At 72.0% G+C, this 26,074-nt stretch carries 22 protein-coding genes; 13 read left to right on the top strand and 9 right to left on the bottom strand.

Annotated elements, in window-relative coordinates:
- Positions 1-78: 78 nt before the first annotated feature.
- Positions 79-684: a hypothetical protein gene (locus tag ACWCP2_RS24525; protein WP_450910723.1), complete on the top strand. Its 606-nt coding sequence runs from the start codon at positions 79-81 to the stop codon at positions 682-684.
- 128 nt (positions 685-812) lie between these two features.
- Here the strand turns inward: ACWCP2_RS24525 and ACWCP2_RS24530 are convergent, their stop codons facing one another.
- The gene (locus ACWCP2_RS24530; RefSeq protein ID WP_450910724.1) at positions 813-1,526 is read right to left on the bottom strand and encodes a TetR/AcrR family transcriptional regulator; all 714 of its coding nucleotides are present in this window, start codon (positions 1,524-1,526) and stop codon (positions 813-815) included.
- Between the two features lie 114 nt (positions 1,527-1,640).
- On the opposite strand from ACWCP2_RS24530, the gene ACWCP2_RS24535 reads away from it, so the two are divergent.
- From ACWCP2_RS24535 to ACWCP2_RS24555, 5 genes are all read left to right on the top strand, one after another.
- Positions 1,641-2,342: an NAD(P)-dependent oxidoreductase gene (locus tag ACWCP2_RS24535; RefSeq protein WP_450910725.1), complete on the top strand. Its 702-nt coding sequence runs from the start codon at positions 1,641-1,643 to the stop codon at positions 2,340-2,342.
- Positions 2,343-2,836: 494 nt separating this feature from the next.
- Positions 2,837-4,909 carry an MMPL family transporter gene (locus ACWCP2_RS24540; RefSeq protein ID WP_450910726.1) on the top strand — a complete coding sequence of 691 codons (2,073 nt, stop codon included), beginning with the start codon at positions 2,837-2,839 and terminating at the stop codon, positions 4,907-4,909.
- Positions 4,910-5,029: 120 nt separating this feature from the next.
- Entirely contained in the window at positions 5,030-6,199 is a 1,170-nt protein-coding gene (locus ACWCP2_RS24545) for a sensor histidine kinase (protein ID WP_450910777.1), read from the top strand.
- Positions 6,196-6,858, top strand: coding sequence for a response regulator (locus ACWCP2_RS24550; protein WP_450910727.1), 663 nt, complete (start codon positions 6,196-6,198; stop codon positions 6,856-6,858). Before ACWCP2_RS24545 ends, ACWCP2_RS24550 begins: the two co-directional genes overlap by 4 nt.
- 111 nt (positions 6,859-6,969) lie before the next feature.
- On the top strand, positions 6,970-7,503 hold the full coding sequence (locus ACWCP2_RS24555) for an SMI1/KNR4 family protein (RefSeq protein ID WP_450910728.1): 534 nt from the start codon (positions 6,970-6,972) through the stop codon (positions 7,501-7,503).
- A gap of 73 nt (positions 7,504-7,576) precedes the next feature.
- On the opposite strand, the gene ACWCP2_RS24560 is transcribed toward ACWCP2_RS24555, so the two are convergent.
- On the bottom strand, positions 7,577-8,374 hold the full coding sequence (locus ACWCP2_RS24560; protein ID WP_450910729.1) for a DeoR/GlpR family DNA-binding transcription regulator: 798 nt from the start codon (positions 8,372-8,374) through the stop codon (positions 7,577-7,579).
- Positions 8,375-8,659: 285 nt separating this feature from the next.
- Between ACWCP2_RS24560 and ACWCP2_RS24565 the strand changes: the two genes are divergently transcribed.
- The 6 genes from ACWCP2_RS24565 to ACWCP2_RS24590 all read left to right on the top strand — a co-directional run bounded on the left by ACWCP2_RS24565 (position 8,660) and on the right by ACWCP2_RS24590 (position 16,564).
- Entirely contained in the window at positions 8,660-10,108 is a 1,449-nt protein-coding gene (locus ACWCP2_RS24565; protein WP_450910730.1) for an MFS transporter, read from the top strand.
- Positions 10,109-10,114: 6 nt separating this feature from the next.
- Positions 10,115-11,692 carry an FGGY family carbohydrate kinase gene (locus tag ACWCP2_RS24570; RefSeq protein ID WP_450910731.1) on the top strand — a complete coding sequence of 526 codons (1,578 nt, stop codon included), beginning with the start codon at positions 10,115-10,117 and terminating at the stop codon, positions 11,690-11,692.
- A gap of 82 nt (positions 11,693-11,774) precedes the next feature.
- On the top strand, positions 11,775-13,295 hold the full coding sequence (locus tag ACWCP2_RS24575; RefSeq protein WP_450910778.1) for an FGGY-family carbohydrate kinase: 1,521 nt from the start codon (positions 11,775-11,777) through the stop codon (positions 13,293-13,295).
- Positions 13,292-14,014: a histidine phosphatase family protein gene (locus ACWCP2_RS24580; RefSeq protein ID WP_450910732.1), complete on the top strand. Its 723-nt coding sequence runs from the start codon at positions 13,292-13,294 to the stop codon at positions 14,012-14,014. The genes ACWCP2_RS24575 and ACWCP2_RS24580 overlap by 4 nt, the downstream gene beginning before the upstream one ends.
- Positions 14,015-14,077: 63 nt before the next feature.
- Positions 14,078-15,124, top strand: a complete 1,047-nt coding sequence (locus ACWCP2_RS24585; RefSeq protein WP_450910733.1) for a 2-hydroxyacid dehydrogenase — start codon at positions 14,078-14,080, stop codon at positions 15,122-15,124.
- Positions 15,125-15,181: 57 nt separating this feature from the next.
- A complete protein-coding gene (locus ACWCP2_RS24590) occupies positions 15,182-16,564 on the top strand; it encodes a ribulose-bisphosphate carboxylase (RefSeq protein ID WP_450910734.1) in 1,383 nt (460 codons plus the stop codon).
- A gap of 187 nt (positions 16,565-16,751) precedes the next feature.
- On the opposite strand, the gene ACWCP2_RS24595 is transcribed toward ACWCP2_RS24590, so the two are convergent.
- The 7 genes from ACWCP2_RS24595 to ACWCP2_RS24625 form a co-directional block, all read right to left on the bottom strand.
- Positions 16,752-18,164 carry an MFS transporter gene (locus tag ACWCP2_RS24595; protein ID WP_450910735.1) on the bottom strand — a complete coding sequence of 471 codons (1,413 nt, stop codon included), beginning with the start codon at positions 18,162-18,164 and terminating at the stop codon, positions 16,752-16,754.
- Between the two features lie 337 nt (positions 18,165-18,501).
- Positions 18,502-19,206, bottom strand: coding sequence for a pyridoxamine 5'-phosphate oxidase family protein (locus tag ACWCP2_RS24600; RefSeq protein ID WP_450910736.1), 705 nt, complete (start codon positions 19,204-19,206; stop codon positions 18,502-18,504).
- 36 nt (positions 19,207-19,242) lie between these two features.
- Positions 19,243-20,409 carry a globin domain-containing protein gene (locus ACWCP2_RS24605; RefSeq protein WP_450910737.1) on the bottom strand — a complete coding sequence of 389 codons (1,167 nt, stop codon included), beginning with the start codon at positions 20,407-20,409 and terminating at the stop codon, positions 19,243-19,245.
- A 422-nt stretch (positions 20,410-20,831) separates the two neighbouring features.
- A complete protein-coding gene (locus tag ACWCP2_RS24610; RefSeq protein ID WP_450910738.1) occupies positions 20,832-21,659 on the bottom strand; it encodes an aldo/keto reductase in 828 nt (275 codons plus the stop codon).
- A gap of 86 nt (positions 21,660-21,745) precedes the next feature.
- Positions 21,746-23,161, bottom strand: coding sequence for an NAD-dependent succinate-semialdehyde dehydrogenase (locus tag ACWCP2_RS24615; protein ID WP_450910739.1), 1,416 nt, complete (start codon positions 23,159-23,161; stop codon positions 21,746-21,748).
- Between the two features lie 123 nt (positions 23,162-23,284).
- Positions 23,285-23,551, bottom strand: a complete 267-nt coding sequence (locus tag ACWCP2_RS24620; protein WP_450910740.1) for a GlsB/YeaQ/YmgE family stress response membrane protein — start codon at positions 23,549-23,551, stop codon at positions 23,285-23,287.
- 64 nt (positions 23,552-23,615) lie between these two features.
- On the bottom strand, positions 23,616-24,728 hold the full coding sequence (locus ACWCP2_RS24625; RefSeq protein WP_450910779.1) for an AI-2E family transporter: 1,113 nt from the start codon (positions 24,726-24,728) through the stop codon (positions 23,616-23,618).
- A gap of 355 nt (positions 24,729-25,083) precedes the next feature.
- Here ACWCP2_RS24625 and ACWCP2_RS24630 point away from each other — a divergent pair, with 355 nt between their 5' ends.
- Entirely contained in the window at positions 25,084-26,022 is a 939-nt protein-coding gene (locus tag ACWCP2_RS24630) for a hypothetical protein (protein WP_450910741.1), read from the top strand.
- The last annotated feature ends 52 nt before the right edge of the window (positions 26,023-26,074 follow it).

Below are 26,074 nucleotides of genomic sequence, written 5' to 3' on the forward strand. Positions count from 1 at the left end.
GCGGCCCGGCTGCGGGATCGTCGTGTGCGGGCGGCCCCGGAACGAGGGCCGTCCGGAGCGCGGTGTGGGGAGGGCGTTGTGAGTAGGCGCGAGACGTGGACGACGGAGGAGTTCGGCACATCCCACGAGGGCGCGGTCGAGGTGCTCCTCGCCGACGGTACGGTCCCGGGCCCGGTGTACTTCGACAGTTCCTCGGGTGGGGGAGGGGAGGCCGTTTCGCAGTGGCACGTCTACGACGGCCGATGGTCCCGCGTTCCGCGCGCGGCCGCACTGCGTGCGGTGTGCTCCTGCAGTTGGGCGGGCCCGGCCCACACGCTCGACTGGGAGGCGATCGGCGCCCAGGACCTCGTGGACGGCGGGGACGAGCAGGCGGACGCCAGCGAGCGGGATTGGTGCGGGCACACCGCCCAGGTCGAGGCGACCACGATTCCGCTGCCGGAGACGGTCACCACGCTCCTGGAACGGCTGGAGGAGGAGATCGAGCGCCTGACGAAGACTTCCCCGGTCGCGGCGGTGCGGGCGGCCCGCCGTCTGGAGGTGGTCGCCGGGCGAGTCGGCTACTGGGCCGCCCGCGGCACCGCCGCCGACCTCGACACCGCGCAGGCCGCCGCCCACCTCGGCCTCAACGAGGACGCGGCACGCAAGCTGATGGCCCGCTTCGGAGGCTGGAGCCCGTACCGCTGACCGGACGATCCCGGCGCGTGCGCGGCCGCCTCGGCCGATGTGCGGAGGGGACCCGGGCGAGCGCCCACCAGCCCTCCTGACAGGGCGAGTTGGCGGTGCCCCTGATCGCTCGCTCAGGGCAGTCGCCGCTACGGTGTGATGTCCAGGGATCGAACGAGTTGCGCGAGTTCTTCGTGAAAGAGCTTCTCGGGGCTGAGCGCCTGGGCCTGCAGGTGGCCGTAGACCTCCAGTGACACCAGGCCGTGCAGGTGGCTCCAGATGCGCAGGGCGAGGGCCACGCCGGCCGGGGGCAGCTCGGGGAAGGCCGGGCGGACCTTCGCCAGCAGGCCCGGGTCGAAGTCGGACCACTCGAAGTCGCTGTCGCGGTAACGGGCTTCGGCGTGCGGCCAGGCTGCGGCCGCGAGCGCGGTGATGCCGGTGCAGACGCGGTGGGCGGCCTCCGGGGCGGCGCCGCCCTCGGGGGGCCGGTAGCCGGGGACGGGGTCGCCGTACACGAGGCGGAAGCCCTCGGGGTTGGCCAGCGCCCAGTTCCTGAAGGCGCGGGCCCATGCCTGGATCCGCGCGGCCGGGTCCTGGGCGGGGGCGGCGTCCCAGGCGGCGTCCACGGTGTCGGCCAGCGCGGTGTAGACGGTGTTGATCAGCGTGGTGACGAGGTCGTCGCGGGTGGCGAAGTAGCCGTAGATGGCGTTGGCCGTCATGCCCATCTCGCGCGCGATGGCCCGCAGGGTGATCGCGTCGGGCCCGCCCGCTGCCATCAACTCCAGCGCGACCTTCTTGATCTCGGCGGTCGTCTCGGCCCTCAGCCGCTCGCGGCGCCCCTTGGTGTTTCCCACGCTTCCCATGGCGGCTCACTCTACAGCGTCACAATACCGTGGCCCGTATCAATACTGCACGGCGTATAGTCTCTGCGAGCCGTGAAGTCCGACGGCGATGCGTACACCTACCCAGGGAGAGCCATGCACATCGGAGTCATCGGTGCCACGGGCGGCATCGGCAGTCGGGTCGTCACCGAAGCCCTCGGCCGCGGGCATCACGTCACGGCCTTCAGCCGCGACGCCACACGGATCGACGAGGACCGTAAGAACGTCGTCTGGAAGAGCGTCGACGTCCTCGACGCGGACGGCATCGCCGCCGCGATACCGGGCCTCGACGTATTGATCAGCGGATTCCAGCCCGGAAACGCCGCCAAGGACATCGCCGACACCGTGGCCCGCTCGATCGCCGATCCCACGGTGTACGCCACCGCCGCGCGAGCGCTCCTGAAGGCGCTGGAGAGCCATCCCAGGACACGGCTCATCGTCGTCGGCGGCGCGGGCAGTCTGGAGATCGAGCCCGGAGTCGTGCGGGCCGACTCCGATGAACTCCTGTACCAGGCCCTAGACGAGATCGGCCTGCCGAGGGAGTACGCCGCCGCGGTGCGCGGGCACCGCGACGCCCTGAACGTCCTGCGCACCTCCAACCGGTTGTGGACCTACTTCAGCCCGGCGGAGGACATCGCACCCGGTGAACGTACGGGCCGGTTCCGGATCGGCGGCGACCAGCCGGTCCTCGACGCGGACGGGCGCAGCCGCATCTCCATGGAGGACGCCGCGGTCGCCCTCGTCGACGAGGCGGAACTGCCGCACTTCGTCCAACGCCGCTTCACCATCGGCTACTGACCGAAACCACCTGCGCGGCGCCGCCTGGCGGACTCGACAGCAGCTCAAGGACTTCGAGCCCGGACCCGAGCCCGCCCAGCGACACCCCGGCGCCGGTCTCGATGTGCAAGGCCCCGGGGTCCGCTCCCGCAACTGGCTTCCCCCCGGATGCTTGCCGGGATCGCGGAGCCGGCCCGCTCGGCGGGCCGAAGGTCGGCCCCCGTCCCCGTGACACGGGGGCACCTCCGGCGCGGAGCGCGGGGGCCCGCCGGCCGGGCGTGCTCCGTCGGGAGCAGGCGGCAGTGCGGGGCCGGCTGCCCCGGGGCGTGCGGCGTCCCGATGCCCCGGTGCGTGCGGCGTCCCGATGCCGGCCTTACTCCCGGGGGAGTAGTCCGCCCGCCCGGGTCACCCCCGGCAGTACCCGCGAACTCGGTCTCAGGCGCGACGATCCGGCCTTCGCCCGCCAGGAGTCTTGGAAGCACACCAAGACATCCGAACCGGAGGGAGGCCCGGACATGGGGGCCGGACTTGCACAGAGACGGCGACGAGCAGTGCCCTGGCTGGTGCTCGCGCTGTGGGTCGCCGTGCTCGCGGTCGTCGCGCCGTTCGCCGGGAAGCTCGCCGACGTCACGCGGGACCGCGTGACCGACTACCTGCCCGCGAACGCCGACTCCACCCAGGTCGCCAAGCTCCAGGAGCGGCTGCCCGGTGGCGAGAGCACCCAGCTCGTCCTCGTCTACCAGCGCGACGGGGCCCTCACCGCCGCCGACCGCGCGACCGCCGAGCGCCAGATCGGGCAGATCGCCGACGAGCACGAGCTGACCGACACCCCGCAGGGCGTGCCCTCCCAGGACGGCACGACGCTCATGTACCCGGTCAGCAGCAACGAACCCGGTGACGACGACGAGCTGCGCAACGCGTTCGTCGACGACATCCGCGAGACCGCCCGCTCCGCCGACGGCCTCACCGTCGAGGTCGGCGGCCCCGGCGCGGTCACCCGCGACTCCAAGAAGGTCTACGACTCCCTCGCCGGCCCCCTGCTCTACACCACCGTCGCCGTCGTCGCCCTCCTGCTGATCCTCATCTACCGCAGCCCCGTCCTGTGGCTGATCCCGCTGGCCGCCGCCGGCATCGCCGACTACCTGTCCATGGGCGTCGCCTACGGCCTCAACCAGGCCTTCGGCACCTCCATCTCGGGCGCCGGCACCAGCATCATGACCATCCTGGCCTTCGGAGCAGGCACCGACTACGCCCTGCTCATCGTCTCCCGCTACCGCGAGGAACTGCGCCGCATCGAGCATCCGTACGATGCGATGAAGGCCGCCCTGCGCGGCTGCGGGCCCGCCGTGATCGCCTCCTCCGGGACCGTCGCCGTCGGCCTGCTGTGCCTGCTCGCCGCGGACCTCAACTCCAACCGCGCCATGGGCCCCCTCGGCACCGTCGGCGTGCTGTGCGCGCTGATCGCCATGCTCAGCCTGCTGCCCGCCATGCTCGTCCTGCTCGGCCGCCGCGTGTTCTGGCCGCTCATCCCGGCCTTCGGCAGCGTCCCCAAGGAGCGCCGCTCGCTGTTCTCCGCGATGGGCGGCTCCGCCGGACGCCGCCCGGTGACCGTCCTCGTCACCGGCGCCCTCGCGCTGGGGGCGCTCGCCCTCGGCGTCCTGAACCTGCCCGGCGACCTCAAGCAGGAGGACGCCTTCGTCGACCGGCCCGAGTCCGTCTCCGCCATGCTGACCCTCGCCGACGCCTACCCGGACAGCTCCAGCCAGCCCATCACCGTCATGACTCCGGCCGCCCGTGCCGAAGCCACCCTCAAGGCGGCCAACTCCACCGAGGGCGTGGCCTCCGCCCGCATCGGCCGGACGGGACACGGCTGGACCGAGGTGTCCGTGACCGCCTCCGCACTGCCGCAGACCGACGCCGAGACCCGTACGATCGAGAGCCTGCGCGAGAAACTGGACGGCTCGTTCGTCGGCGGACCCAGCGCCCAGCAGTTCGACCTGGAGAAGACCAACGCCCGCGACCAGAAGGTCGTCGTACCGATCGTCCTCCTCTCGGTCCTGCTCATCCTGATCGTCCTGCTGCGCTCGCTGGTCGCCCCGCTGATGCTGGTCGCCGCCGTGGTCGCCGTCTGGGCGGCCTCCCTCGGCATCGGCGGCCTGGTGTTCGAGCCGCTGTTCGGCTTCCAGGGCACCGACCCCGCCCTCGGCCTGCTGTCCTTCGTGTTCCTCGTAGCACTGGGAGTCGACTACGGCATCTTCCTGATGCACCGCATGCGGGAGGAATCCCTCGGCGGCGCCGAACCGGCCGCGGCCGCACTCACCGCCCTGCGCACCACCGGCGGTGTCATCGCCTCCGCGGGCCTCGTACTCGCCGCCACCTTCGCGGTGCTGATGAACATGGGCCTCGTCTCACTGGTCCAGCTCGGCTTCGTCATCGCGATCGGCGTCCTCCTCGACACCTTCCTCGTCCGCACCTACCTCGTCACCAGCGCCAGCGTCGCCCTCGGCCGGAAGGTGTGGTGGCCCGGCCCCATGTCGAAGGCGGCACCGGAGCCCGAAGCCCTGCTCCGGGAGCCGGAGCGCGTCTGACACCTTCCCGACCCCGCGCGATGCCCATGGGCGCCCCTCCCTTGCGGGAGGGGCGCCCATGTGACGGAGGATGAGCCCGTGCCCGAAGCAGAATGCAAACCCCGTCCCGGCGAGCGGATCATGGCGGTGATCAACCGCGACCCGCGCACCGCCCCGCACGCCACCCGCAAGGACGTGCTGCTCGCCGTCGCCGTCACGGCCCTGGCGGTGGTCCTCGCCCTCGTCACCGACCAGGCCCGGCGACCGGACGCCCTGGGCTGGCTCCTGCTGCTCGCGGGGCAGTTGCCGATCGTGTGGCGCCGGCGCCACCCGCTGGCGGGGCTGGCGGCGGAGGCCGCCCTGCTCCTGCCGTACCACGCCCTCGACAACAACCACACCGCTCCGCTCCCGGTCTCCGTCGTCGTGCTGTACAGCCTCGCCGTCACCTGCCGGCCCCTGTACACCCTGCTCACCACCAGCACGGCCATGGCCGTGGCGCTGAGCGTCATGATGATCATCAACAGGAAGCAGGCCGCCGAGGCGCTGCGGATCTCCGGCTGGGTGCTCGCCGTGGTCTTCATCGGCATCGCCCTGCGCGTCTACCGGCAGTACGTCGCCGCCGTCGTCGAGCGCGCCGAACGCGCCGAACGCACACGTGAGCAGGAGGTACGCCGCCGGGTCGCCGAGGAACGGCTGCGCATCGCCCGCGACCTGCACGACCTGCTCGCGCACAGCATCACCCTGATCGGCGTGCAGACCTCCGTCGCCGCGCACATCCTGAACGCGGACCCCGAGCGCCTGGACCGTCAGGCCGTCGCCAAATCCCTCGACGACATAGCCGAGACCTGCCGCGCCGCCCGCGGCGAACTGCGCACCACCCTGGAGGTGCTGCGCGACCACGGCACCCGTGACGCCCGCGACCCCCTGCCCGACCTGCACGGGCTGGAAGGCCTCGTGGAGGCCGCCCGGGTCTCCGGTGCCGAGGTGGACCTGAAGGTCACCACCGAAGAGGCGACACCCGCCGCCGTCGGCGCGGCCGCCTACCGCATCGTGCAAGAGGCCCTCACCAATGCCGTACGGCACGGCGGCCGTCAGAACCTCGGCATCCGGGTCGGCGTGCACGCCGGGGAAGGCGCCCTGCGGGTCACCGTCACCGACGACGGGGCCGGTACGGGCGGGGACACGCCCGGGTTCGGACTCGTCGGCATGCGCGAGCGGGCGCGCAGTGTGGGCGGAACGCTGGACGCCGGGCCACTTCCCGGCAAGGGTTTCGAGGTCAGTGCCGTACTGCCGCTGGGAGGCAACCCGTGACCATCCGCGTTCTGCTCGCCGACGACCAGGCGCTCGTACGGGCCGCGTTCGCGATGCTCCTCGAGTCGTCCCAGGACATGACGGTCGTCGGACAGGCCGGCACCGGCCGGGAGGCCGTCGAGATGGCCCGCACGGAACGCGCCGACCTGGTGGTGATGGACATCCGCATGCCTGACCTCGACGGCATCGAGGCCACCCGGCTGATCGCCGCGGACGAGGATCTCGCCGGGGTGAAGGTGCTCGTGCTCACCACCTACGACACGGACGAGAACATCGTCGAGGCCCTGCGGGCCGGGGCCTCCGGCTTCCTGGTCAAGGACACGCGTCCGGCCGAACTCCTGGAGGCCATCCGCACGGTGGCCGGCGGGGAGGCCCTGCTCTCTCCCGGCCCGACCTCCCGGCTCATCGCCCGCTTCCTGCGCAGCCCCGCGGCGGCGCTGCCCGAAACCGGCCCCGAATGCCTCACCGACCGCGAACGCGAGGTCCTCACCCTCGTCGCGTGCGGCCTCAACAACACCGAGATCGGCGAGGCCCTCGGCCTGAGCCCACTGACCGCGAAAACCCATGTCAGCCGCATCATGGGCAAACTGGGGGCCCGGGACAGGGCGCAACTGGTCATCGTGGCCTACGAGTCGGGGCTGGTCAGTCCAGGGGCGTGAAAGGGTGGTGGGGCGGGTGGCACGAGGATGCCGCGCCGGCGCGAAGTGCCGCTGTCCCGGCCCGCCTCTGCTCTGCCTCCCGGACCCATCGCCCAGTAACAGGACCCCCTTATGCCCAACGCCCTTGAGCGTCTTCGTGAAATAGCCCCGGCCCCGACCGCGCCCCGCCAGAAGGTCTGGGAGGAAGTCGAACGCACCCTCGGTTTGGAACTTCCCGCCGATTACAAGGAGTTGATCCGCACCTACGGGGGAGGCAACTGGGACGACTACCTGTACGTCCTCGAGCCCGATTGCCTGAATGTGAACTACGACTTGGTCGAATGGGCGCGGGACCAGGCCGAAGACCTCGAAGGTCTTTGGGAGTTCGAGCGCAAGCCGGCAGAGCTCGCAGCGGAGGGTGCCCGAGTCGTCCCCTGGGCAACCACGGACAACGGGGAGTGCCTCTACTGGCTCGTCCAGCCGGGCCTGGAACCCGACCAGTGGACCGTCATGGTCAACGAGGCGCGCGGTGGGCGCTGGGAGCATTTCGGCGTCCCCTGTACCCGATTCCTCGCGGCATCGCTCGACGGGGAACTGCAGTCGAGCATCCTCTCGTCCTCGTACCCCCTGGCCACCCACGAGTTCCGCCGACTCGGCGCGGTGTGACGGCACGACAGGGCACGGCACGGCCCGACACGGCCCGGCCCGGCACGGCGCGCTCGACCAGACCAGCTGCGGCTCACTCCGCTCCCGCGCGCGGCACGACCAGTACCTCCGTGCCCATGCCGCGGATGGCCCGTACCTCACGGTCCGGCAGGCCGTCGTCCACCACCAGCAGATCGAAGTCGCGCAGCGAGGTCAGGGCGTACATTCCGTCGCGGGTGAACTTCGTGTGGTCGGCGAGGAGTACGGTGCGGGCCGCTGCCGCCATCATCGCCCGCTTGACCTGAACCGTCTCGGGCGAGGTGTGGTAGCAGCGGCCCCGGGTGACCGCCGTGGTCGACATGAACAGCAGGTCCGCCCGGAGCGCCGCCGCGCCGTCGGCCGTGAGCAGCCCCATGAAGGCGTCGTACGCCGGGAAGTAGCTGCCGCCCAGCGAGATCAGCGAGATCCCGCGCTCCTTGGCGAGGGCCGTGATGGCGGGCAGTGAGTTGGTGATCACGGTGATCGGGGTCCGGGCGGCGAACTCCCGTGTCAGCGGCAGGCAGGTGGTGCTGTCGTCGAGCAGCACCGTCTGGCCCGGAGTCACCAGCGTCGCGGCGGCTCGGGCCAGTTGGCGTTTGGTTCCGCTCATCGTCGACATCCGGGTGGAGACGCTTCCGTGGAAGTGCGTCGAGTGCAGGCCCGTCGCGCCGCCCCGCACCTTGCGCAGCCAGCCCTGGGACTGCAGGAAGTCCAGGTCCCGGTGGATGGTCATGAGGCTGACGCCGTACTCGTCGGCGAGGTCCGAGGCGCGCAGGAAACCATCGGTGGCGACCGAGTCCCTGATGTGGCGGCGGCGTTTCTCCCGCACCTCGGATCGATCGGTGGCCGACATCGATTCCGTCCTTTCCCGCAGATTTTCCGGATTCCGTCCCGAGTGAAGTTCGCACGTGTTTCACACGGTCGGACGCTGCCCATCCTGGAGTACCGCACGGAATGCGATGCCGGGCCCAAAGTCCTTGTCGCATGGCGAAAGGCCTCGGCCGCGTGAGGTTTTCCACCGTGGTTGACGGGCGAATCGACGGGCTTGTTGTCTCGTGTTCACCCAGGCCGTCCGGTCTGGCGCACGGGACGCGAACAAGGGCGTCCCGGTCCGTTCATTGCAAGAAGGGGAGCTTCAATGGCGAACACCCCGGACACCCCGAACGTCCCGAACGTCCCGAACGTCCCGAACACCCAGAACACCCCGGACACCCCGAACATCCCGAACACCGCGTCCGCTCCACCGGGGACGATCCTCTCGCGTCTCGGCATTCCGCACTCCATCTCGTGGGGCTATCTGGGCCTCCTGGTCTTCATGTCGGGCGTCGGCATCGAAGCCGGATATCTCTCGCCCTATCTCGAAAGCCTCGGCATAGCCGCGTCGAGCGTGGCGATGGTCTTCACCGTCTACGGAGTCACCGGCGCCGTCGCCGCCTGGTTCGCCGGCGCGCTGTCGGACCTGTGGGGGCCGCGCAGGGTGATGTGGCTCGGCCTGCTCACCTTCGCCGTCACCCACATCTTCTTCCTGGCCGTGGCGATCCCGAGCACGTCGTACCCCCTGCTGCTGCTCGCCTACGCGCTGCGCGGCCTGGCCTTCCCGCTGTTCGCGTACTCCTTCCTCGTCTGGATCGCGGCCGTCGCCCCGGCGCGCCAGATGGGCAGCGCCATGGGCTGGTTCTGGTCGGCCTTCTCCGCGGGCCTGCCCACCATCGGCTCGCTCGGCGCGAGCCTGCTGATCCCGCACATCGGCGAGTACGCCACCCTGTGGGTCGCCCTGGGCGTGGTGGGGGCGGGCGGGCTGGTCGCGCTGCTGATGGTCAAGGAGCCCACCGGCCGGGCACGGCTCGCGCCGGCCGGTGAGAGCCCGATGGCCGGCCTGGTCGGCAGCCTCACGATCCTCTACCGCAACCCCAAGGTCGGCGCGGGCGCGGCGGTGCGCATGTTCAACACCGCCTCGCAGTTCGGATTCATGGTCATGCTGCCCGTGTGGTTCGTGAACACGATCGGCCTCACCAACGAGCAGTGGCTGCGGCTGGTGGCCGTCATGTTCGGCACCAACATCTTCACCAACCTGATGTTCGGCGTCATCGGCGACCGCATCGGCTGGCGCACCACGGTCGCCTGGTGCGGGGGCCTCGGCTGCACCCTCTCCACCCTCGTCCTCTACTACGTACCGACCGCCGTCGGCTCCCAGTACCTGCTCTGCCTCCTGGTCGCCGTCTTCTACGGCGCCACGCTCTCGGGGTACGTACCCCTCTCCGCCCTGATGACGGCCATCGCCCCGAGCCACAAGGGTCAGGCCATGGCCGCCCTGAACCTCGGAGCGGGCGCGTCCGCCTTCCTCGGCCCGCTCACCGTGAGCGTGTTCCTCGGCCCGCTCGGAGTCGGCGGCGTCACCTGGATCTTCGCCGGATACCACGCGGTGAGCGCCCTCCTCACGCTCCTGCTGAAGACCACCCCCACCGAGGGGACGCCGCCCGCCCCCGACGCGCGGACCGAACCCCGCTCCACGACCGGCGACGCCCCGCTGCCCGCCGGCCTCGCCCTCGCCCCGGCACCCGCCGCCCCCGCTCCGAAGGGACTGTGACCGCTCATGTCGGTACTCGCCATCGACGTCGGCACGACGATGATCAAGTCCGTGGTCTTCGACGACCAGGGCAACGAGCTCGCCGTCTCCCGCCTCGCCACCGAAGTGCGCCGTCCGCACCCCGGCTGGGCCGAGCAGGACATGGACACCGTGTGGAACACGGTCGTCTACACCGTCCGCAACGCCCTCGCCGACATCGACGACCCCGTCTGGCTCGTGACGTTCACCGCCCAGGGCGACGGCGCCTGGCTCGTCGACACCGCGGGCCGCCCCACCGGACCGGCCGTCCTGTGGTCCGACGGGCGCGCCGGCGACATCCTCACCCGCTGGCAGAACGAAGGCGTCCTCGACGCCGCCTTCCGCCGCAACGGCTCCCTCACCTGCAGCGGAATGCCCAACGCGGTCTTCAGCTGGCTGGACGCGAACGACCCGGACCGGCTCGCCCGCTCCAGCGCCTCGCTGACCGCCGCCGGCTGGCTGTTCCTGCGCCTCACCGGCGAGGTCGCCATGGACGAGTCCGACGCGTCGGCCCCGTTCCTCGACCACGCCACCGGCGACTACGACCCGCAGATCATCGAGATGTTCGGGCTCACCGCGCACACGCGACTCCTCCCCAAGGTCCTCGGCGAGGAGCAGCGCATCGCCGAGATCACCACCACCGCGGCCGGTCAGCTGGGCCTGCCCACCGGACTCCCCGTCGTGATGGCCCCGTACGACATCGCCTCCACCGCGCGCGGCGTGGGCGTCGTCAACCCCGGCCAGGCCTGCTCCATCCTGGGCACCACCCTGTGCACCGAGATCGTCCGCAAGGAGATCGACACCAGCGGGGAGCCCTCCGGCATCAACATCGCCTACCGGGGCCGCGAACGCGTGCTGCGCGCCTTTCCCACCCTCAACGGGGCCGAAGTCCTCGGCTGGGCCGCGGGACTGCTCGACCTCGACGGCCCGCCCGAACTGTCCGCACTCGCCTTCAGCGGCTCGCCGGGCGCCCAGGGCCTGATGTTCCTGCCCTACCTGTCACCCGCCGGCGAGCGGGCACCGTTCCTGGACCCGCACGCCCGGGGCCTCTTCTCCGGGCTGTCCCTGGAACACACCCGCGCCGACATCGCCCGCTCCGTCCTCGACGGGCTCTCCCTCGTGCTGCGCGACTCCCTGGAGGCCGCCCGGACCACGGTCACGGAGCTGCGGCTGTGCGGCGGCGGGGCCAACAGCGAGGACTGGTGCCAGCTGATCGCCGACGTCACCGGAGTGCCGACGGCCCGCTCGGGCGACACAGAGCTCGGAGCCAAGGGCGCCTTCCTCACCGGACTCGTCCTCAGCGGAGCCGAGAGCAGCATGCACGGCGCCGCCGCGAAGTACGTGCGCATGCGCTCCGTCTGGGAGCCCGACCCGGTCCGGTCCGCCCAGTACGACGAGACGTACGCGGCCTTCCTCAACTGGCGCGGCCTGGCCCGCGGCGCCGGCTGGTCCGCCCCCGTACCGGCGCCCGCATCCCCCTCCGCCCCCGCGGCCGCCCCCACCGCACGGCCGCGCACGGCGTACGAGACCACCCCCACCCCGCGAACCGGAGCGCACCATGCCTGACCAGCCCCTGCCCGCACGGCCACGGCCCGATGGGGTCCTGCCCGACGGGACCTCGTCCGAGGAGACCACCCTCGCGTTGTTCATGACCGGCCCGCCGGCGGCCGCGCACCTCCCCGCCGACTCCGTCTGGCTCGGACTCGACCTCGGCACCCAGTCCGCCCGCTGCGTCGCCGTCGACGCCACGGGCGAGGTCCTGGCCGCCGCCTCCCGCCCCCTGACCAGCCACCGCCAGGGCACGCACCACGAGCAGGACCCCGAGCAGTGGTGGAGCGCGCTGGCCGGCGCCTGCCGCGAAGCCCTCACGGGCATCGACCCGCGCCGGGTCCGCGGCCTCGCCATCGACGCCACCTCCGGCACGGTCCTGCTCGCCGACGCGGACGGTACGCCGCTCACCCCGGGCCTCATGTACGACGACGGGCGCGCCGCCGCCCAGGCCGAACGGGTCAACGCGGTGGGCGGTCAGGTCTGGGAGGAGCTCGGCTACCGCTCGATGCAGCCCTCCTGGGCCCTGCCCAAACTCCTCTGGCTCCTCGACCACCCGACCCCCGCCGTCCACCGGGCGGGGGCGGGGCTCCGGCTCCTGCACCAGCCCGACCTGATCACCTGGCGGCTCGCCGGCCACCAGGTTCCCGCCGATGCCAGCCACGCCCTCAAGACCGGTTACCACCTCGTCGAGGAGCACTGGCCGGACCGGGAGTTCGACGAACTCGGCGTCACCGCCGCTCTGCTGCCCGCCGTGGTGCGCCCCGGCACGGTGCTCGGCGCAGTCTGCGCGGCCGCCGCCGAGGCGACCGGCATCCCCGAAGGCACTGCCATCGTGGCCGGGATGACCGACGGCTGCGCCGCCCAGATCGGTGCGGGCGCCCTGACCCCCGGCGCCTGGAACTCGGTACTCGGCACCACCCTGGTCCTCAAGGGAACGAGCCCGCACCTGATCCGGGACCCCGACGGCGTCGTCTACTGCCACCGGGGCCCGGGTGACAGCTGGCTCCCCGGCGGAGCCTCCAGCAGCGGCGCCGGAGCTCTCTCCCGCGCATTCCCGGGCGCCGACCTCGACGACCTCACCCGCAGGGCCGCCGCGGCCCCCACCAGCGCCGTCGCGTACCCCCTGGTCTCCACCGGAGGGGAGCGCTTCCCCTTCCGCGCACCCGGCGCGGAGCCCTTCGTCCTCGGCGACCCGGCGGACGAGGCCGAGCGTTTCCACGCGCACCTCCTGGGTGTCGCCTGCGTGGAGCGGCTCTGCTTCGACTACCTCGACCTGCTCGGCGCTCCCGTCGACGGGCCGCTCACCCTCACCGGCGGCGGCGCGAAGAACCCGTACTGGAACCGGCTGCGCGCCGACGTGCTCGGCCGCCCCGTCCAGGTGCCCGCGCAGGCGGAGGGAGCGGTCGGCATGGCCGTACTCGCCGCCACGTCCAGCGGCGTCGGCGTGGTGCAGGCCGCCGCACAGCTGGTCCGCGCGGGCGAGCGCATCGAACCGGACCCCGCGCGCACCGCCCACTGGACTCCGGTCTACCTCGGCTTCCTCGACGAACTCGTCCGCCGCGGCTGGCTGCGCCCCGCGGTCGCCGACCACGCCCGGGAAAGGGCCGCCCAGCGATGAACCCGCCGACCCCGCACACGCCGCCCCCGAACACGCCCACCCCGAACACGCCGGCCGCGAAGGCCCCGAAGACCCCTGCCGCCGGCACCCCGACCGAGTTCGTCCTCGTCCGCCACGGCGAGACCGTCTGGCACACCGAGAACCGCTACGCCGGCCGCGCCGACATCGCCCTCACCGAACGCGGCCTGCGCCAGGCCGAGGAACTCGCCGACTGGGCGCGCACCCGCTCCTTCGACGCGGTGCTGCACTCGCCGCTCTCCCGGGCCCGGCTCACCGCGGCGCCCGCCGCCCGCGCAATCGGCGCGACCCCCCGGGAGGATCCACGGCTCTACGAGATCGACTTCGGCCGGGGTGAGGGCCTGAACCTGGCGGAGATGGCGGAACGGTTCCCCGAGGAGCACGCGGCGTTCCTCCGCGACCCCGTCACCCACCACCTGCCCGGAGGGGAGGACCCGAGGGCCGCCGCCGACCGGGCCCGGGCCTGCCTGGAAGAGGTCCACCGGGAGTTCCCCGGCGGCCGGATCCTCGTGGTCGCCCACAACGCCCTCTTCCGGGTCCTGCTGTGCGAGCTGCTGGGCATCGACCTGTCCGCCTACCGCCAGGTGTTCCCCGTACTCGACAACGGCACCCTCACCGAGATCCGCCTCGGCGCCGGCCGGCCGGCGCTCCTGCGCTTCAACGCCGCACCGGTGCCCACCCCGCCGCCCGCGGACCGGTAGCACCAGCGGCCCCGACCTCCCCCTCCCCCCACCGCACACACCACCACCAGGAGAACCCACCCCATGCACACCAAGGTCCTCGCAGCCGGCGACCACTTCGTCCTTCCCCGCCTCCTCACCCAGGAGGTCGTGGCCGCCACGGGCGGAGCGGTGGACGTGTCCGAGATCCAGCTGCCCTGGCCGCACACCCCCTTCGGCCCCGTGGCCGAGGTCATCGAGGCGTCCGGCACCGAGGACGAGCTCATCGAAGCGCTCCAGGGCGCGGAGGTCTGCGTCACCCAGCTCGCCCCGCTCACCGAGCGCATCCTCGCGAACTGCCCCGACCTCAAGCTGATGTGCATCAGCCGCGGCGGCCCGGTGAACGCCAACCTCGCGGCGGCCACGGCCCACGGAGTCGCCGTCTGCTTCGCCCCCGGCCGCAACGCCGTCGCCACCGCCGAGCACACCCTCACCCTGCTGCTCGCCGCGGCCCGCGGCGTGGGCGACACCCATGCCGACCTGCGCCAGGGCGCCTGGCGCGGCGACTACTACGACTACGACACCTGCGGCATCGAGATCGACGGCGCCACCGTGGGCCTGATCGGCTACGGAGCCATCGGCTCCCGCGTCGCGAAGGTCCTCCTCGCCATGGGAGCCCGGGTCCTGGTCCACGATCCGTACGTGGACCCCGCGGCGCTCGCGGAAGGCGTCGAGCAGGCCTCCCTCGAGGCACTGCTGACCCGCTCCCGCATCGTCTCGCTCCACGCCCGGGTGACCGAGGAGACCAAGGGCATGCTCGGCGCCGAGCAGATCGCCATGATGCCGCGCGGCTCCGTCCTCGTGAACTGCGCCCGCGGCGCGCTCCTGGACTACCCGGCGGTGTGCGACGCGCTGGATTCCGGGCAGCTCGCCGGCGCCGGCTTCGACGTGTACGACGAGGAGCCCGTCCCGGCCGGCTCCCGGCTGCTGACCACGCCCGGCATCGTCATGACCCCGCACATCGCGGGCGGAAGCCAGGAGGTCGCGCACAAGGCGGCCCGCATCGTCGCCGGTGAGGTGGGCCGCTTCCTGCGCGGCGAGCCGCTCGCCCACTGCGCGAACCCCGAAGTCCTGGACTCCCCGACGTCCTGACCGACGGCACCCGCCCCCAACCACCCCCCCCCGTACCGAGAACCAGCAGGAGAGATCATGGACCAGTCGAGCCGCTACGCGCATCTCGCCCTCACGGAAGAAGCCCTCATCGAGGGCGGCCGCCACGTGCTGTGCGCGTACAGCATGAAGCCCAAGGCGGGCCACGGCGACTACCTCTCCACCGCCGCCCACTTCGCCGCGGAGTCCTCGACCGGCACCAACGTCGAGGTGTGCACCACGGACGACTTCACCAAGGGGGTCGACGCCCTCGTTTACGAGATCGACGAGGCCCGGGAACTCATGAAGATCGCCTACCCGGTGGAGCTCTTCGACCGCAACATCATCGACGGCCGCGCGATGATCGCTTCCTTCCTCACCCTGACCATCGGCAACAACCAGGGCATGGGCGACGTCGAGTACGCGAAGATGCTCGACTTCCACGTCCCGCCGGCCTACCTCCGCCTGTTCGACGGCCCGACCATGAACATCCGGGACATGTGGCGCGTCCTCGACCGCCCGGTCGAGAACGGCGGCATGGTCGTCGGCACCATCATCAAGCCCAAACTGGGCCTGCGGCCCCAGCCGTTCGCGGACGCCTGTCATCAGTTCTGGCTGGGCGGGGACTTCATCAAGAACGACGAGCCCCAGGGCAACCAGGTCTTCGCACCGCTCAAGGAGACGATGAAGGCGGTCGCCGACGCGATGCGCCGCGCGCAGGACGCCACGGGCGAGGCCAAGCTCTTCTCCGCCAACATCACCGCCGACGACCCGGCCGAGATGATCGCGCGCGGTGAGTACATCCTGGAGACGTTCGCGGAGAACGCCGACCACGTGGCCTTCCTCGTCGACGGGTACGTCGCCGGCCCGACGGCCGTGACCACCGCGCGGCGCAACTTCCCCGGTCAGTTCCTCCACTTCCACCGGGCCGGCCACGGGGCCGTGACCAGCCCCCAGTCCCAGCGGGGCTACACGTCCTTCGTGCACTGCAAGATGACCCGCCTGCAGGGCGCCTCCGGCATGCACACCGGCACCATGGGCTTCGGCAAGATGGAGGGCGACACCGCCGACAAGGCCATCGCCTTCATGCTGGAGCAGGACGCCGCCGACGGCCCCTTCTACCGGCAGGAGTGGCTCGGCATGAAGGCCACGACCCCGATCATCTCCGGCGGCATGAACGCCCTGCGCCTCCCGGGCTTCTTCGACAACCTGGGGCACTCCAACGTCATCCAGACCTCCGGCGGCGGCGCCTTCGGCCACCGCGACGGCGGCACGGCGGGCGCCAAGTCCCTGCGCCAGGCCCAGGACGCCTGGCAGCAGGGCATCGACCTGGTGGACTACGCCCAGGAACACCCGGAACTGAAGGGCGCCTTCGCCTCCTTCACCGCCGACGCCGACACCCTCTACCCGGGCTGGCGCGACGTGCTCAAGGGCGACGCGTAGCACCGCCGAGCGCGTCGGGCAGCGCGGAATCCGCCCGGCTGACGCGGGCTACGGGCCCCCTCCGGGGTGGCCGTACGAGACGGCGCCGATCGCGGTGTGCCCAGGCCCGTGCCCGTGTCAGACGTTGGCGTGGCCGGGAACGGCGGCCGTGATCCGTTCCGCGCGCTGCCCCCCTACACGCCGCTCCCTACGCGCCGCCCCCCGACAAGCCGTCCGCACCCACCCGCCGGCCCTGCCGGCCGCGCGAGATGCCCCATGCCACCAGCGCCGCCGCCAGGACCATGAGGGCGAGTGCGGCCCAGGTGACCGCCTCCCGGAACTCCGCGCTCTGGTGCGCGGTCCAGCCCGACGCGGTGAGGTCGCCGGTGAAGAGCGCGGCCAGCGCCGTCCCGGTGACCGCGATGCCGATTGCGGCGGTGACTTCGCCGGCGGTGTCCACCAGCGCGGCTCCGATGGTGGTGCGGCCCGCCGGGAGGCCGCGCATCACGTTGGTCCCGGCGACGACCCCCACCACGCGCATGCCCGCGGCGACGAGCACCAGCGCGAGTGCGACCCACGCGTAGCCGAAACGCCCCAGCAGCCCGTAGACGGCGAGCCCGCACACGACCGCTCCGGCGCCGAGCCGGGCGGCGTTGCCGAGACCGAAGCGCGCCACCAGCGGACCGATGACCGCGCCGCCGGCGATGAGGACGACGACCTGCGGCAGCATGCCCAGCGCCGCCCGGGCGGGCGTCCAGCCCCAGTCGAGCTGGAGCTGGAGGGTCACGAGGTAGCCGAGGCCGGCCGTCGCGAGGCCCGAGGCGGCCTTGAAGGCCAGGCCGCTCGACACGAGCGGTCGGGCGAGGAGCCGGAGGTCGAGCAGCGGATGACGGGCACCCCGCTCGCGTACGACGAACAGCACCGCCGTCACGACGGCCGCGGCGGTGGCCAGCCAGGGCAGCGCGGACGCGGCGCCGGCCCCGACGAACAAGGTCGGGGCGAGCAGGGCGAGTACGATCGCGGCCGTGCCGAGCAGCGCACCCGCGCCGTCGAACGGATCCCGGTGCAGTTCGTCCGCCCTGTCGGCGGGGATGCCGCGCCGGATGCCGAGGTACGCGAGCGCGGCGATCGGCACGTTCACCAGCAGCAGCACCTGCCACGGGGCCACGGCGAGGACCAAGCCGCCCACCGTGGGCCCGAGGGCGAGCCCGACCAGCCCCACGGTCGAGATCAGCGTCGTCGCACGGACCCGGAGCCCGTCCTCGTCGAACAGCCGGAACGCCAGGGCGAGGGAGCCCGGCGTCGTCATCGCGGCCGCGAGGCCCGTCACCGCCCGGACCGCGATGAGCTGTTCCGCGCTGGTCACGAAGGCGGTCGCCAGGCTCGCGCCACCGAGCAGCACCAGCCCGGCCAGCATGACTCCGCGGCGCCCCACCCGGTCGGCCAGCGCCCCGAGGGCCAGCATGAGCCCGCCGAACACGACGGAGTACACGCCCGTGATCCACTGCAGCAGGGCCGCCGACGCCGACAGCTCGCGGCCGATCGTCGGCAACGCGACGTTGAGGATCGAGTTGTCGAGCATCTCGAACAGGAACACCGCGGACAGCCCCGCGAGGGCCACCCGGGCTTCACGCAGGGACCTCGGCGGCCGAGAGGTTTCGGGGGGAGTTCCGACGGCTCCATCGCGACGAACACTCAACGCGCACTCCTTCGAGGTGAAGAAGTGGCGGATCGTTCGATGCCGCGTGTGCGCGTGCGGCCGGTGACCACACGTTTTTACTTCCGGTCATCCGATACTACATCCGGGGCGAGGGCGTATGCGGGGCGAAGCCACGTCCTGGCCCCGCGCGGACACGCCGACGCCCCGGCCCCCTCGGAGGGGAGCCGGGGCGATCCGGCGGGTTCGGATGCTCGTCGGGCGCCCTCGGCGGCGAGCATCCTCGGCCGCAGAGCAGTGCCTACGCGGGCGGGAGGCCGGGGCGGGTACGGATGAACCGCCGGAGGCGTCGCAACCGGCTTGCCGGGCCGGGGGCTGGTCGTACGCCCCGTGGCACGGGGAGGTCCCCCTCGTGCTGCGGTCGGGTGAAGTAGTCCGGGTCGCGGGGGCGCGGACCGTCGTGGCCGGCGGTACGGGCCGAGGGCTCCATGCGGGGGATGTACTTGGAACAGTGGATGTACGCCTCGTCGACGCTCAGGTGCACCCACATCTCGGGAGGGCGCCCGGGCGCGACCCCGGTGGGCAGTCCGGGGTGGAGGGAGCGCAGGGCGCCGTCCGTGTGGAGCCGGGCCACGCCGTTGACGTGGAGGCCTATGCGGTCGTGGGTGAAGTCCACGAAGAGCATGCCCAGATGGGGGTTGTCCGCGATGTTCCCGGCGCTGGCGAACACGCCGTTGCCGCGGAACTCGGGGTAGGCGAGCGTCCGGTCGTCGAGGACGTGGACGAATCCGGGTGGCCCGGCGCGGAAGCTGGCGTCGCATTCTCCGTGGGTGTCGGCCGTGGCGAGGAAGACCATGCTCTGGCGGCCGATGAAGTCCCGCATCTCGGGCGTGAGGTGGGGGTGCACCTGTTTCCCGTAGAAGCGGGCGGCGCGGTCCGCGGTGCCCAGCTGTTGCTGCAGCCGGTGCTCGCCTGCTGATCCGAAGGTCGGCGGGGGCAATGTCACAGGGTGTTCTCCTGGCGGTTCGGGCAGGTTCTCGGCTCAGGGGAGCGACAGGACGGGTGTTTCGAACGGGTCGTGATGGATGCGGTCGGACGCGGTGCCGGCCACGGTGAGTGCCTCCTTGGCCGAGACGACCATCCGTGCCGGGCCGCTGAGGAAGGCGTCGTGCTGGTACCACGGCCCGAACTCGGCCAGAACGTCCGGCAGGGCCCCCTGGAGCCCGGGGATCTGCCCGTGGGAGACCGCACCCCTGATGGTCAGCCAGTGGTGTCGCTGGGACATGCGGAGCATGTCGTCGACGCCGTACAGCTCGTCCCCGGTCCGGGCCCCGAGGAACAGGTCCACCTGGTGGTGCTCGCCGCGCCGGGCCACTTCTTCGACGAGCGCGCGGATCGGGGCGAGGCCGGTGCCCCCGGCGACGAGCAGGAGATCGCTGTACACGGCCGCGTCCAGAACCATGTCCCCCATCGGGGGCCCCAGCCGGATCACGTCGCCCACGACCGCACGATGGACCAGGGCGCCGCTGACCGCGCCTCCGGTCACCGCGCGTACGTGCAGGGTGAGGGTGCCGTCCTCGCGGGGCGCGTTGGCGGGGGAGTAGTAGCGCCAGAGCTTCGGCCACCAGGGAGTCTCGACGCTGACGTACTGTCCGGCGGCGTACGCGTAGGCCGTGTGGGGCCGTACGGTGATCTCGGCGATGCCGTGGCCGCGCGAGACGCGGTGCACGACCGTCGCGGGCCACACGGCGGGCCGTTGCGCCGCGTCCTGCTCGGCGGCGCCGATCATGACGTGGGCGACCAGGCCGTAGGCCTTGGTCCAGACGGCGGCGATGTCAGCGGTCCACGCGGGGCCGGCGTAGCGGGCCAACGAGGCGAGGAGGCACTCGCCCACGGCGGGAAAATGCACGCTGAGCGCGCCGAACTTGCGGTGATCGCGGCCGAGGTGTTCGCAGAAGCGGACCAGACTGCCCGGGTCGTCGACCAGGTCCACGATGCGCAGCAGCGCGCGCAGGAGGCGTCCGCGCTGGGCGTCCATCCCCGGCGGGAACATCGGGCGGACCTCGGGGTAGCGCGCGAAGAGGATCGCGTAGAAGTAGACCGTCATGTCCGCGGCGAGCGGCTCGACCACCGAGACGGACGCACGCAGGAGGTCGATCTCTTGCGGGGAGAGCGGTGCCGCGATGTCCGCGGGTTCCGGGGGTTCCATGGCCGGATCCGGTCCGGGTACCGGGTCCTTCGGGGACGTGTGGGGGGAGGCGTCATTCGAGCGGCTGAGCCGGAATCTCAAGGGCGCGCCCCCCTGTCGGCTGTTCGAGATGGCTTGTCGCGGGTGATTCGCCTCAGGAGTACGGCGATTGGTGCGTCGGCATGAGCGAACATGAATCCTCATCGAGCGGCAGGTCACGGAAGCGGATCAAGAGATTCCGGACGCTACATGATCGTATGAATACTCAGAAGTAGCCGAAGGAACCGGGCCGGAACGGACATGACGCCCGATGCGGACATCCGGCGCACGGTCCGGCACCGCACGGTTCGGCACCGCACGGTTCGGCACCGCACGGTCCGGCACCGCAGGGTGCGAGGTGTGCGGTGTGCGGTGTGCGTCGCGCGGTGCCGGGACCGTGCCTCTCAGCCGGTGAAGCCGTCCGGGTCGGGGCCGGTCCGTTCGTCACGGTTCAGCGCGGAGATCTCGCCCATGTCCCCCGCGGAGAGCTCGAAGTCGAAGAGGTCGAAGTTCTCCTCGATGCGCGCGCGGGTCACGGACTTGGGGAAGACGATGTCCCCGCGCTGCAGGTGCCAGCGCAGGGTCACCTGGGCGGCCGACTTGCCCACGCGCTCCGCTGCGCGCCGGATGGCCGGGGCGTCGAGCACCTTGCCCTGGGCGATGGGGGACCAGGCCTCGGTGGCGATGGCGTGCTCCGCGCCGTAGGCCCTGACGTCGTCCTGGGTGAGGTAGGGGTGCACCTCGATCTGGTTGACGGCGGGTACCACCAGGCTGCCCTCCATCAGCCGCCGCAGGTGGTGGGGCTGGAAGTTGGAGACGCCGATGGCCCTGGCCCGTCCGGATCGGTAGATCTCCTCCAGGGCCTTCCAGGTCTCCACGAAGTCGCGGCGGCCGGGCAGCGGCCAGTGGATGAGGAAGAGGTCGAGGTGGTCGAGGCCCATCACGTCCAGACTGCGGTCGTACGCCCGCAGGACGTCGTCGTGCGTGTGGACGTCGTTGGAGAGTTTGCTGGTCACGAAGACGTCGGCGCGGTCGAGCCCCGAACCGCGGACCGCCTGACCTACCTCCCTCTCGTTCCCGTACATCTGCGCCGTGTCGATGTGGCGGTAGCCGGCCTCCAGGGCGGCCAGCGTCGTGTCCCGGGTCTCCTCGGGCGGGATCTGGAAGGTGCCGAAGCCCAACTGGGGTATCTGAACGGCGTTGTTGAGGGTAATGGCGGGTACTGCGCTCACGTGTGCTCCTGACGTCGCCGGCGGCAGTGAAAGCCGTACCGGTGCTGGCTGGGAGGATGGGAAGGTGCGGGCTGCGGCCGGATCGCTCAGCCGGCGATCCCGCTGAGCGCCGCGCCGGGAGGAAGGATCCGGACGAGCTTGCGGTTCGCGAACTCGCGCATGCCGAGGTCGGAGAGCTCCCGGCCGTAGCCGGACCGCTTGATGCCGCCGAAGGGCAGGTCGGGCTGGGTCGAGGTCGGGTGGTTGACCCAGACCATGCCGGTCTCGATGCGCTCGGCCACCCGACGCCCCCGTTCCACGTCCGCGCAGAACACGGACCCGCCGAGGCCGTACTGGCTGTCGTTGGCCAGGGCGACGGCCTCGTCCTCGTCGGCGACCCGGTACACGACCGCGGCCGGCCCGAAGAGCTCCTCGGCGTAGGCCCGCATGCCGGGCTTGACGCCGGTGAGGATCGTGGGTTCGACGAAGGCGCCCGGTCGGTCGATCCGGTGGCCGCCGGTGACCAGCTCCGCACCCTGCTCCACCGTCTCGCGGATCTGGTCGACGAGGTCCGACGCGGCCCGTTCGGAGGAGAGGGGGCCGAGGGTCGTCTCCCCGTCGGCGGGGTCGCCCGGCCGCAGGGCCTCGAACGCGTGGCGCATGCCGGCCACGAAGTCCTCGTACACCTCGTCCAGGACGATGAACCGCTTCGCCGCCACGCAGCTCTGCCCGGTGTTCGCCATCCGGCCCGATACCGCGGCGGCGACGGTGCGCTCCAAGTGCTCACCGTCGAGGACGATGAAGGCGTCGCTGCCACCCAGTTCCAGAAGGCTGGGCTTCAGGTTCCGCCCGGCCCGTCCGGCGACCTCGGCCCCCGCCTTCTCGCTGCCGGTCAGGGAGGCTCCCCGGACGATCGGGCCGTCGATCATGCGTCCGACCTCCTCGTGACTCACGAAGAGGTTCGTGTAGACGCCCTCGGGGGCGCCCGCGTCCTGGAACAGCGACTCCAGGGCGAGCGCGGACTGCGGGCAGATGCCGGCGTGCTTGACGAGCACGGTGTTGCCCAGCACCAGGTTGGGCCCGGCGAAGCGGACCACCTGGTAGAGGGGGAAGTTCCACGGCATGACGCCCATCAGCACGCCGATCGGCTCGGTGACGAGATAGGCCTCGCCCTCGGCGACGTCGAGCGGTTCGGCGGCGGTGAACTCGGGCCCCCGGCGCGCGTAGTACTCGAGGATGGACGCGGCGAGGTCCACCTCCGCGCGTGCCTCGCCGATGAGCTTGCCCATCTCCAGGGTGATGAGCCGGGCCAGCTCCTCCTTGCGTTCCCGCATCAGGTCGGCCGCGCGTCCGACGACGGCCGCGCGCTGCGCGATCGGCCGTCCGCGCCAGGCCTCGTACGCCTCGGCGGCGAGGTCGAGCGCGGCGTCGGCCTCCTCACCCTCGACGGGCGGGAACTCGGCGAGGGTTTCGCCGGTGTACGGGTTGACGGTCGCGAAGGGGCTCTTGCGTGGGTCCGACATGGAATCTCCGGTGGAACAGGTGCGGTGTGCGATGACGTGTGCGGGGGTTGTGGGGGCGGGGAAGGGGGGCGTGGTGCGGGAACAGCGTTCCTCCGCCCGCCCTCCCTCCCCCCCCCCGGCGGCTCAGTGGCCGCGGCGGCCCGCTACGAGCCGGTAGAGCAGCAGGAGCACGACCGAGCCCGCGACGGCCGCGATCCAGGTCGAGAGGTGGAAGAACCCGTTGATCGAGTCGACGCCGAAGATGACCTTCCCCAGCCATCCTCCGAGCAGGCCGCCCACGATGCCGATGAGCATCGTGATCAGGCAGCCGCCCGGGTCGCGGCCCGGGGTGATGGCTTTGGCGATGGCTCCAGCCAGCAGGCCGAGGAGGATCCAGGCGATGATTCCCATGGTGATCTTTCGATAGGGGAGGTACGGGCACCCCTGAGGGTGTCCGGGATAAATAGGATCAAACCTAATTTTTTGGAATCTCCTGGGACTCCGTCCGGGCGGCGCGGCGGAGCTGGACCACCATCGTGTTGCCCACCGCGACGAGGGGTACGGCGATCACGGCGCCGGCGATGCCTGCCGCCAGACCGCCTGCCGCGACGGACAGGATGACGGCCAGCGGGTGCACGCGGACGGCGCGGCCGAGGATGAAGGGCTGCAGGACGTGTCCTTCGAGCTGCTGCACCGCCAGGACGATGAGCAGCACCGCGAGCGCGGTGACCGGCCCGCAGGTCACCAGCGCGACGAGGACGGCGACCGCTCCGGAGGCCACGGCGCCCGCGAGCGGGACGAACGCGCACAGGAAGACCAGCGCCGCCAGCGGCACGGCCAGCGGGACGTCAAGGAAGTACAGGCCGAGCCCGATGAAGAGGCCGTCGATGAAGGCCACGGCCACGGTGCCGCGCGCGTAGGCGGTCAGGGTGCGCCACGCGTACGGGGCCGCCGCCGCCACGGCGGGCCTCCCGGCGGAGGGAACCAGGCCGAGCACCCAGCGCCAGACCCGGGGACCGTCGTAGACCAGGAACAGGGTGGAGAAGGCCGTCAGCAGGGCCCCGGTCAGGAACTCGGCCACGAAGGTGGCGCCCTGCAGGCCGGTCGTGGCGAGCTTCGCGGCGTTGGCGCCGACGGCGTCGCTGAGGCTCTGGGCTGCCCCTTCGACCTGCTGGTCCGTGACGTGGAGGGGACTGCGCAGGGCCCAGGAGCGCAGCTGGTGGATGCCTTCCTGGAGGCGGCCGGCGACGTCGTCGGAGTTGGCGACCACCTGCCAGACGACGAACCAGCCGATCAGCGTCACCACCGCGAATCCGGCCACGATGACGAAGGCGGTGCCGAGGCCTCGGTGGACACCCGAGCGTTCCAGGCGGCACACGGCGGGACGCAGCAGGGCCGTGGCGAAGAGGGCGACGACGAAGGCGAACGCCACCAGCTGCACGGTGGCCACCACGCGCATCAGGAGCCACAGGGCGCCGGCGAGGACGATCAGCCGCCACGCCGCCTCGGCGCCGACCCGTACGCCCCAGGGGATGGCGGAACTCGGATCGGGAGCCAAGCGGCGGTTCGCGCGCTCCCGACGCCCCATCCGGTGGTGCTCGGGGGGCGCCGCGTACTGTTCCGTGGTCAAGGGGGTACCTCACTGGGTGCTCGCGCGATGGGCGGTTACCCGTGGGCCCCTGCCCCGGACCCGACGGCCGAGGGGGGCCGATGGTCCCGGACCGGGGAGGCTTTGGTCGGTAACCCGGCGTGCGACGCGCCCGCCGTCCGAAGCCAGTTGCCCGCCCGCGCGGCCAGGACTCATCGCGCTGTGGCCTATGAGGCGCCACGAGCCCGGGGCTGCGATCAGGTGGGGCACGGTCCGCCCCGGCTGTCGGGCATGATCTGGAGGGACGGGGGCACGGGGTATGCACCCTCCCGGAACACCGATCGGGGGACACGGTATGGAGTGGGGCACGCTCGTCGCCACCTTGGGCGGTGGTCTGATCGCGATAGCGGGCACGGTGCTCGCCGACCGCCTGCGGACCCGCCAGGAACACCGCCGCACCCTTCAGGCGCGCCGCCGGGACGTCTACACGGAGTTCATAGCGGCCGCGGGCGCGGCCCACACCGAACTGCGGCGCCTCGCACAGAACGGCGGCGGGGCGACCGGCCTGGAGGAGGCGAGCCGCCTGGCGCTGACCGACGCCCGCATCTACGAGGTGCGCGAGCGTCTCTTCCTCGACGCGAGCACCCGCATCGCGGGCGCGGGCCAGACCATGTTCGAACGCCTCCGTGCTCTGCGAAGGGCGGTCGCTGCGGGCGCCGGCATCTCGAGCCCCGCGTTCCACGACCTCTACCATCCCTACCTGGACGCGGTCTGGGCGTACCGCGAGGCGGTCCGCACCGAGCTGGAGGGCCGCTCCCTCGCCCCGGCCGACTTCGGCTGGTCGGTCTGGGACGGCCGCGAGCGCTGCGCGCACTGCCGGCAGCGCGCGGCGGACACGGCGCCGGCGCGGAACCACCGCCGAGGCGGAGAAGACGGAGCTGACCGAGATGCTGGAGACACGCCCCTCATGACGAGCAACCCGCGAGGCGACGCCCCGCACCCCGGCCGCAGCCAGGACGGCGCCGTTGCCCTGACCGCACACGTGAAGGCGGGACCGGGCGGGGTGATGACCGACGAGGTCGGCGTCATCACCGGCGACGTCACCCTCACCAGCGAGCCCGGGCCCGACGGCACCGTCCAGGTGAGGATCCAGTACACGGGAGCGGGGGAGTGGTACACCCTCACCGGCAGCCCGGCCCCGAACCCGCCGGACGGTCTCGCCGCGTTCCATGAACGCGTCGTCGACGCCGTCAAGGCCGGCGGCGCGGCCGAAGTCCCCGACAGCGCTGCGTGAATACCGGACTGGGCGGCCCGGGCCGGGACGGTGGAAGCGGAAGACGCCGCAC

The organism is Streptomyces sp. NPDC002104 (genome assembly GCF_053593795.1).

Excerpts from the sequence above, each read along its gene's own strand:
- ACWCP2_RS24580 (WP_450910732.1), top strand. The coding sequence starts at position 13,292 with ATGAACCCGCCGACCCCGCACACGCCGCCCCCGAACACGCCCACCCCG.
- ACWCP2_RS24540 (WP_450910726.1), top strand. The coding sequence starts at position 2,837 with ATGGGGGCCGGACTTGCACAGAGACGGCGACGAGCAGTGCCCTGGCTG.
- ACWCP2_RS24535 (WP_450910725.1), top strand. The coding sequence starts at position 1,641 with ATGCACATCGGAGTCATCGGTGCCACGGGCGGCATCGGCAGTCGGGTC.
- ACWCP2_RS24565 (WP_450910730.1), top strand. The coding sequence starts at position 8,660 with ATGGCGAACACCCCGGACACCCCGAACGTCCCGAACGTCCCGAACGTC.
- ACWCP2_RS24560 (WP_450910729.1), bottom strand. The coding sequence starts at position 8,374 with ATGTCGGCCACCGATCGATCCGAGGTGCGGGAGAAACGCCGCCGCCAC.
- ACWCP2_RS24590 (WP_450910734.1), top strand. The coding sequence starts at position 15,182 with ATGGACCAGTCGAGCCGCTACGCGCATCTCGCCCTCACGGAAGAAGCC.
- ACWCP2_RS24630 (WP_450910741.1), top strand. The coding sequence starts at position 25,084 with ATGGAGTGGGGCACGCTCGTCGCCACCTTGGGCGGTGGTCTGATCGCG.
- ACWCP2_RS24530 (WP_450910724.1), bottom strand. The coding sequence starts at position 1,526 with ATGGGAAGCGTGGGAAACACCAAGGGGCGCCGCGAGCGGCTGAGGGCC.
- ACWCP2_RS24625 (WP_450910779.1), bottom strand. The coding sequence starts at position 24,728 with ATGGGGCGTCGGGAGCGCGCGAACCGCCGCTTGGCTCCCGATCCGAGT.
- ACWCP2_RS24575 (WP_450910778.1), top strand. The coding sequence starts at position 11,775 with ATGACCGGCCCGCCGGCGGCCGCGCACCTCCCCGCCGACTCCGTCTGG.
- ACWCP2_RS24620 (WP_450910740.1), bottom strand. The coding sequence starts at position 23,551 with ATGGGAATCATCGCCTGGATCCTCCTCGGCCTGCTGGCTGGAGCCATC.
- ACWCP2_RS24545 (WP_450910777.1), top strand. The coding sequence starts at position 5,030 with ATGGCGGTGATCAACCGCGACCCGCGCACCGCCCCGCACGCCACCCGC.
- ACWCP2_RS24585 (WP_450910733.1), top strand. The coding sequence starts at position 14,078 with ATGCACACCAAGGTCCTCGCAGCCGGCGACCACTTCGTCCTTCCCCGC.
- ACWCP2_RS24555 (WP_450910728.1), top strand. The coding sequence starts at position 6,970 with ATGCCCAACGCCCTTGAGCGTCTTCGTGAAATAGCCCCGGCCCCGACC.
- ACWCP2_RS24570 (WP_450910731.1), top strand. The coding sequence starts at position 10,115 with ATGTCGGTACTCGCCATCGACGTCGGCACGACGATGATCAAGTCCGTG.
- ACWCP2_RS24615 (WP_450910739.1), bottom strand. The coding sequence starts at position 23,161 with ATGTCGGACCCACGCAAGAGCCCCTTCGCGACCGTCAACCCGTACACC.
- ACWCP2_RS24605 (WP_450910737.1), bottom strand. The coding sequence starts at position 20,409 with ATGGAACCCCCGGAACCCGCGGACATCGCGGCACCGCTCTCCCCGCAA.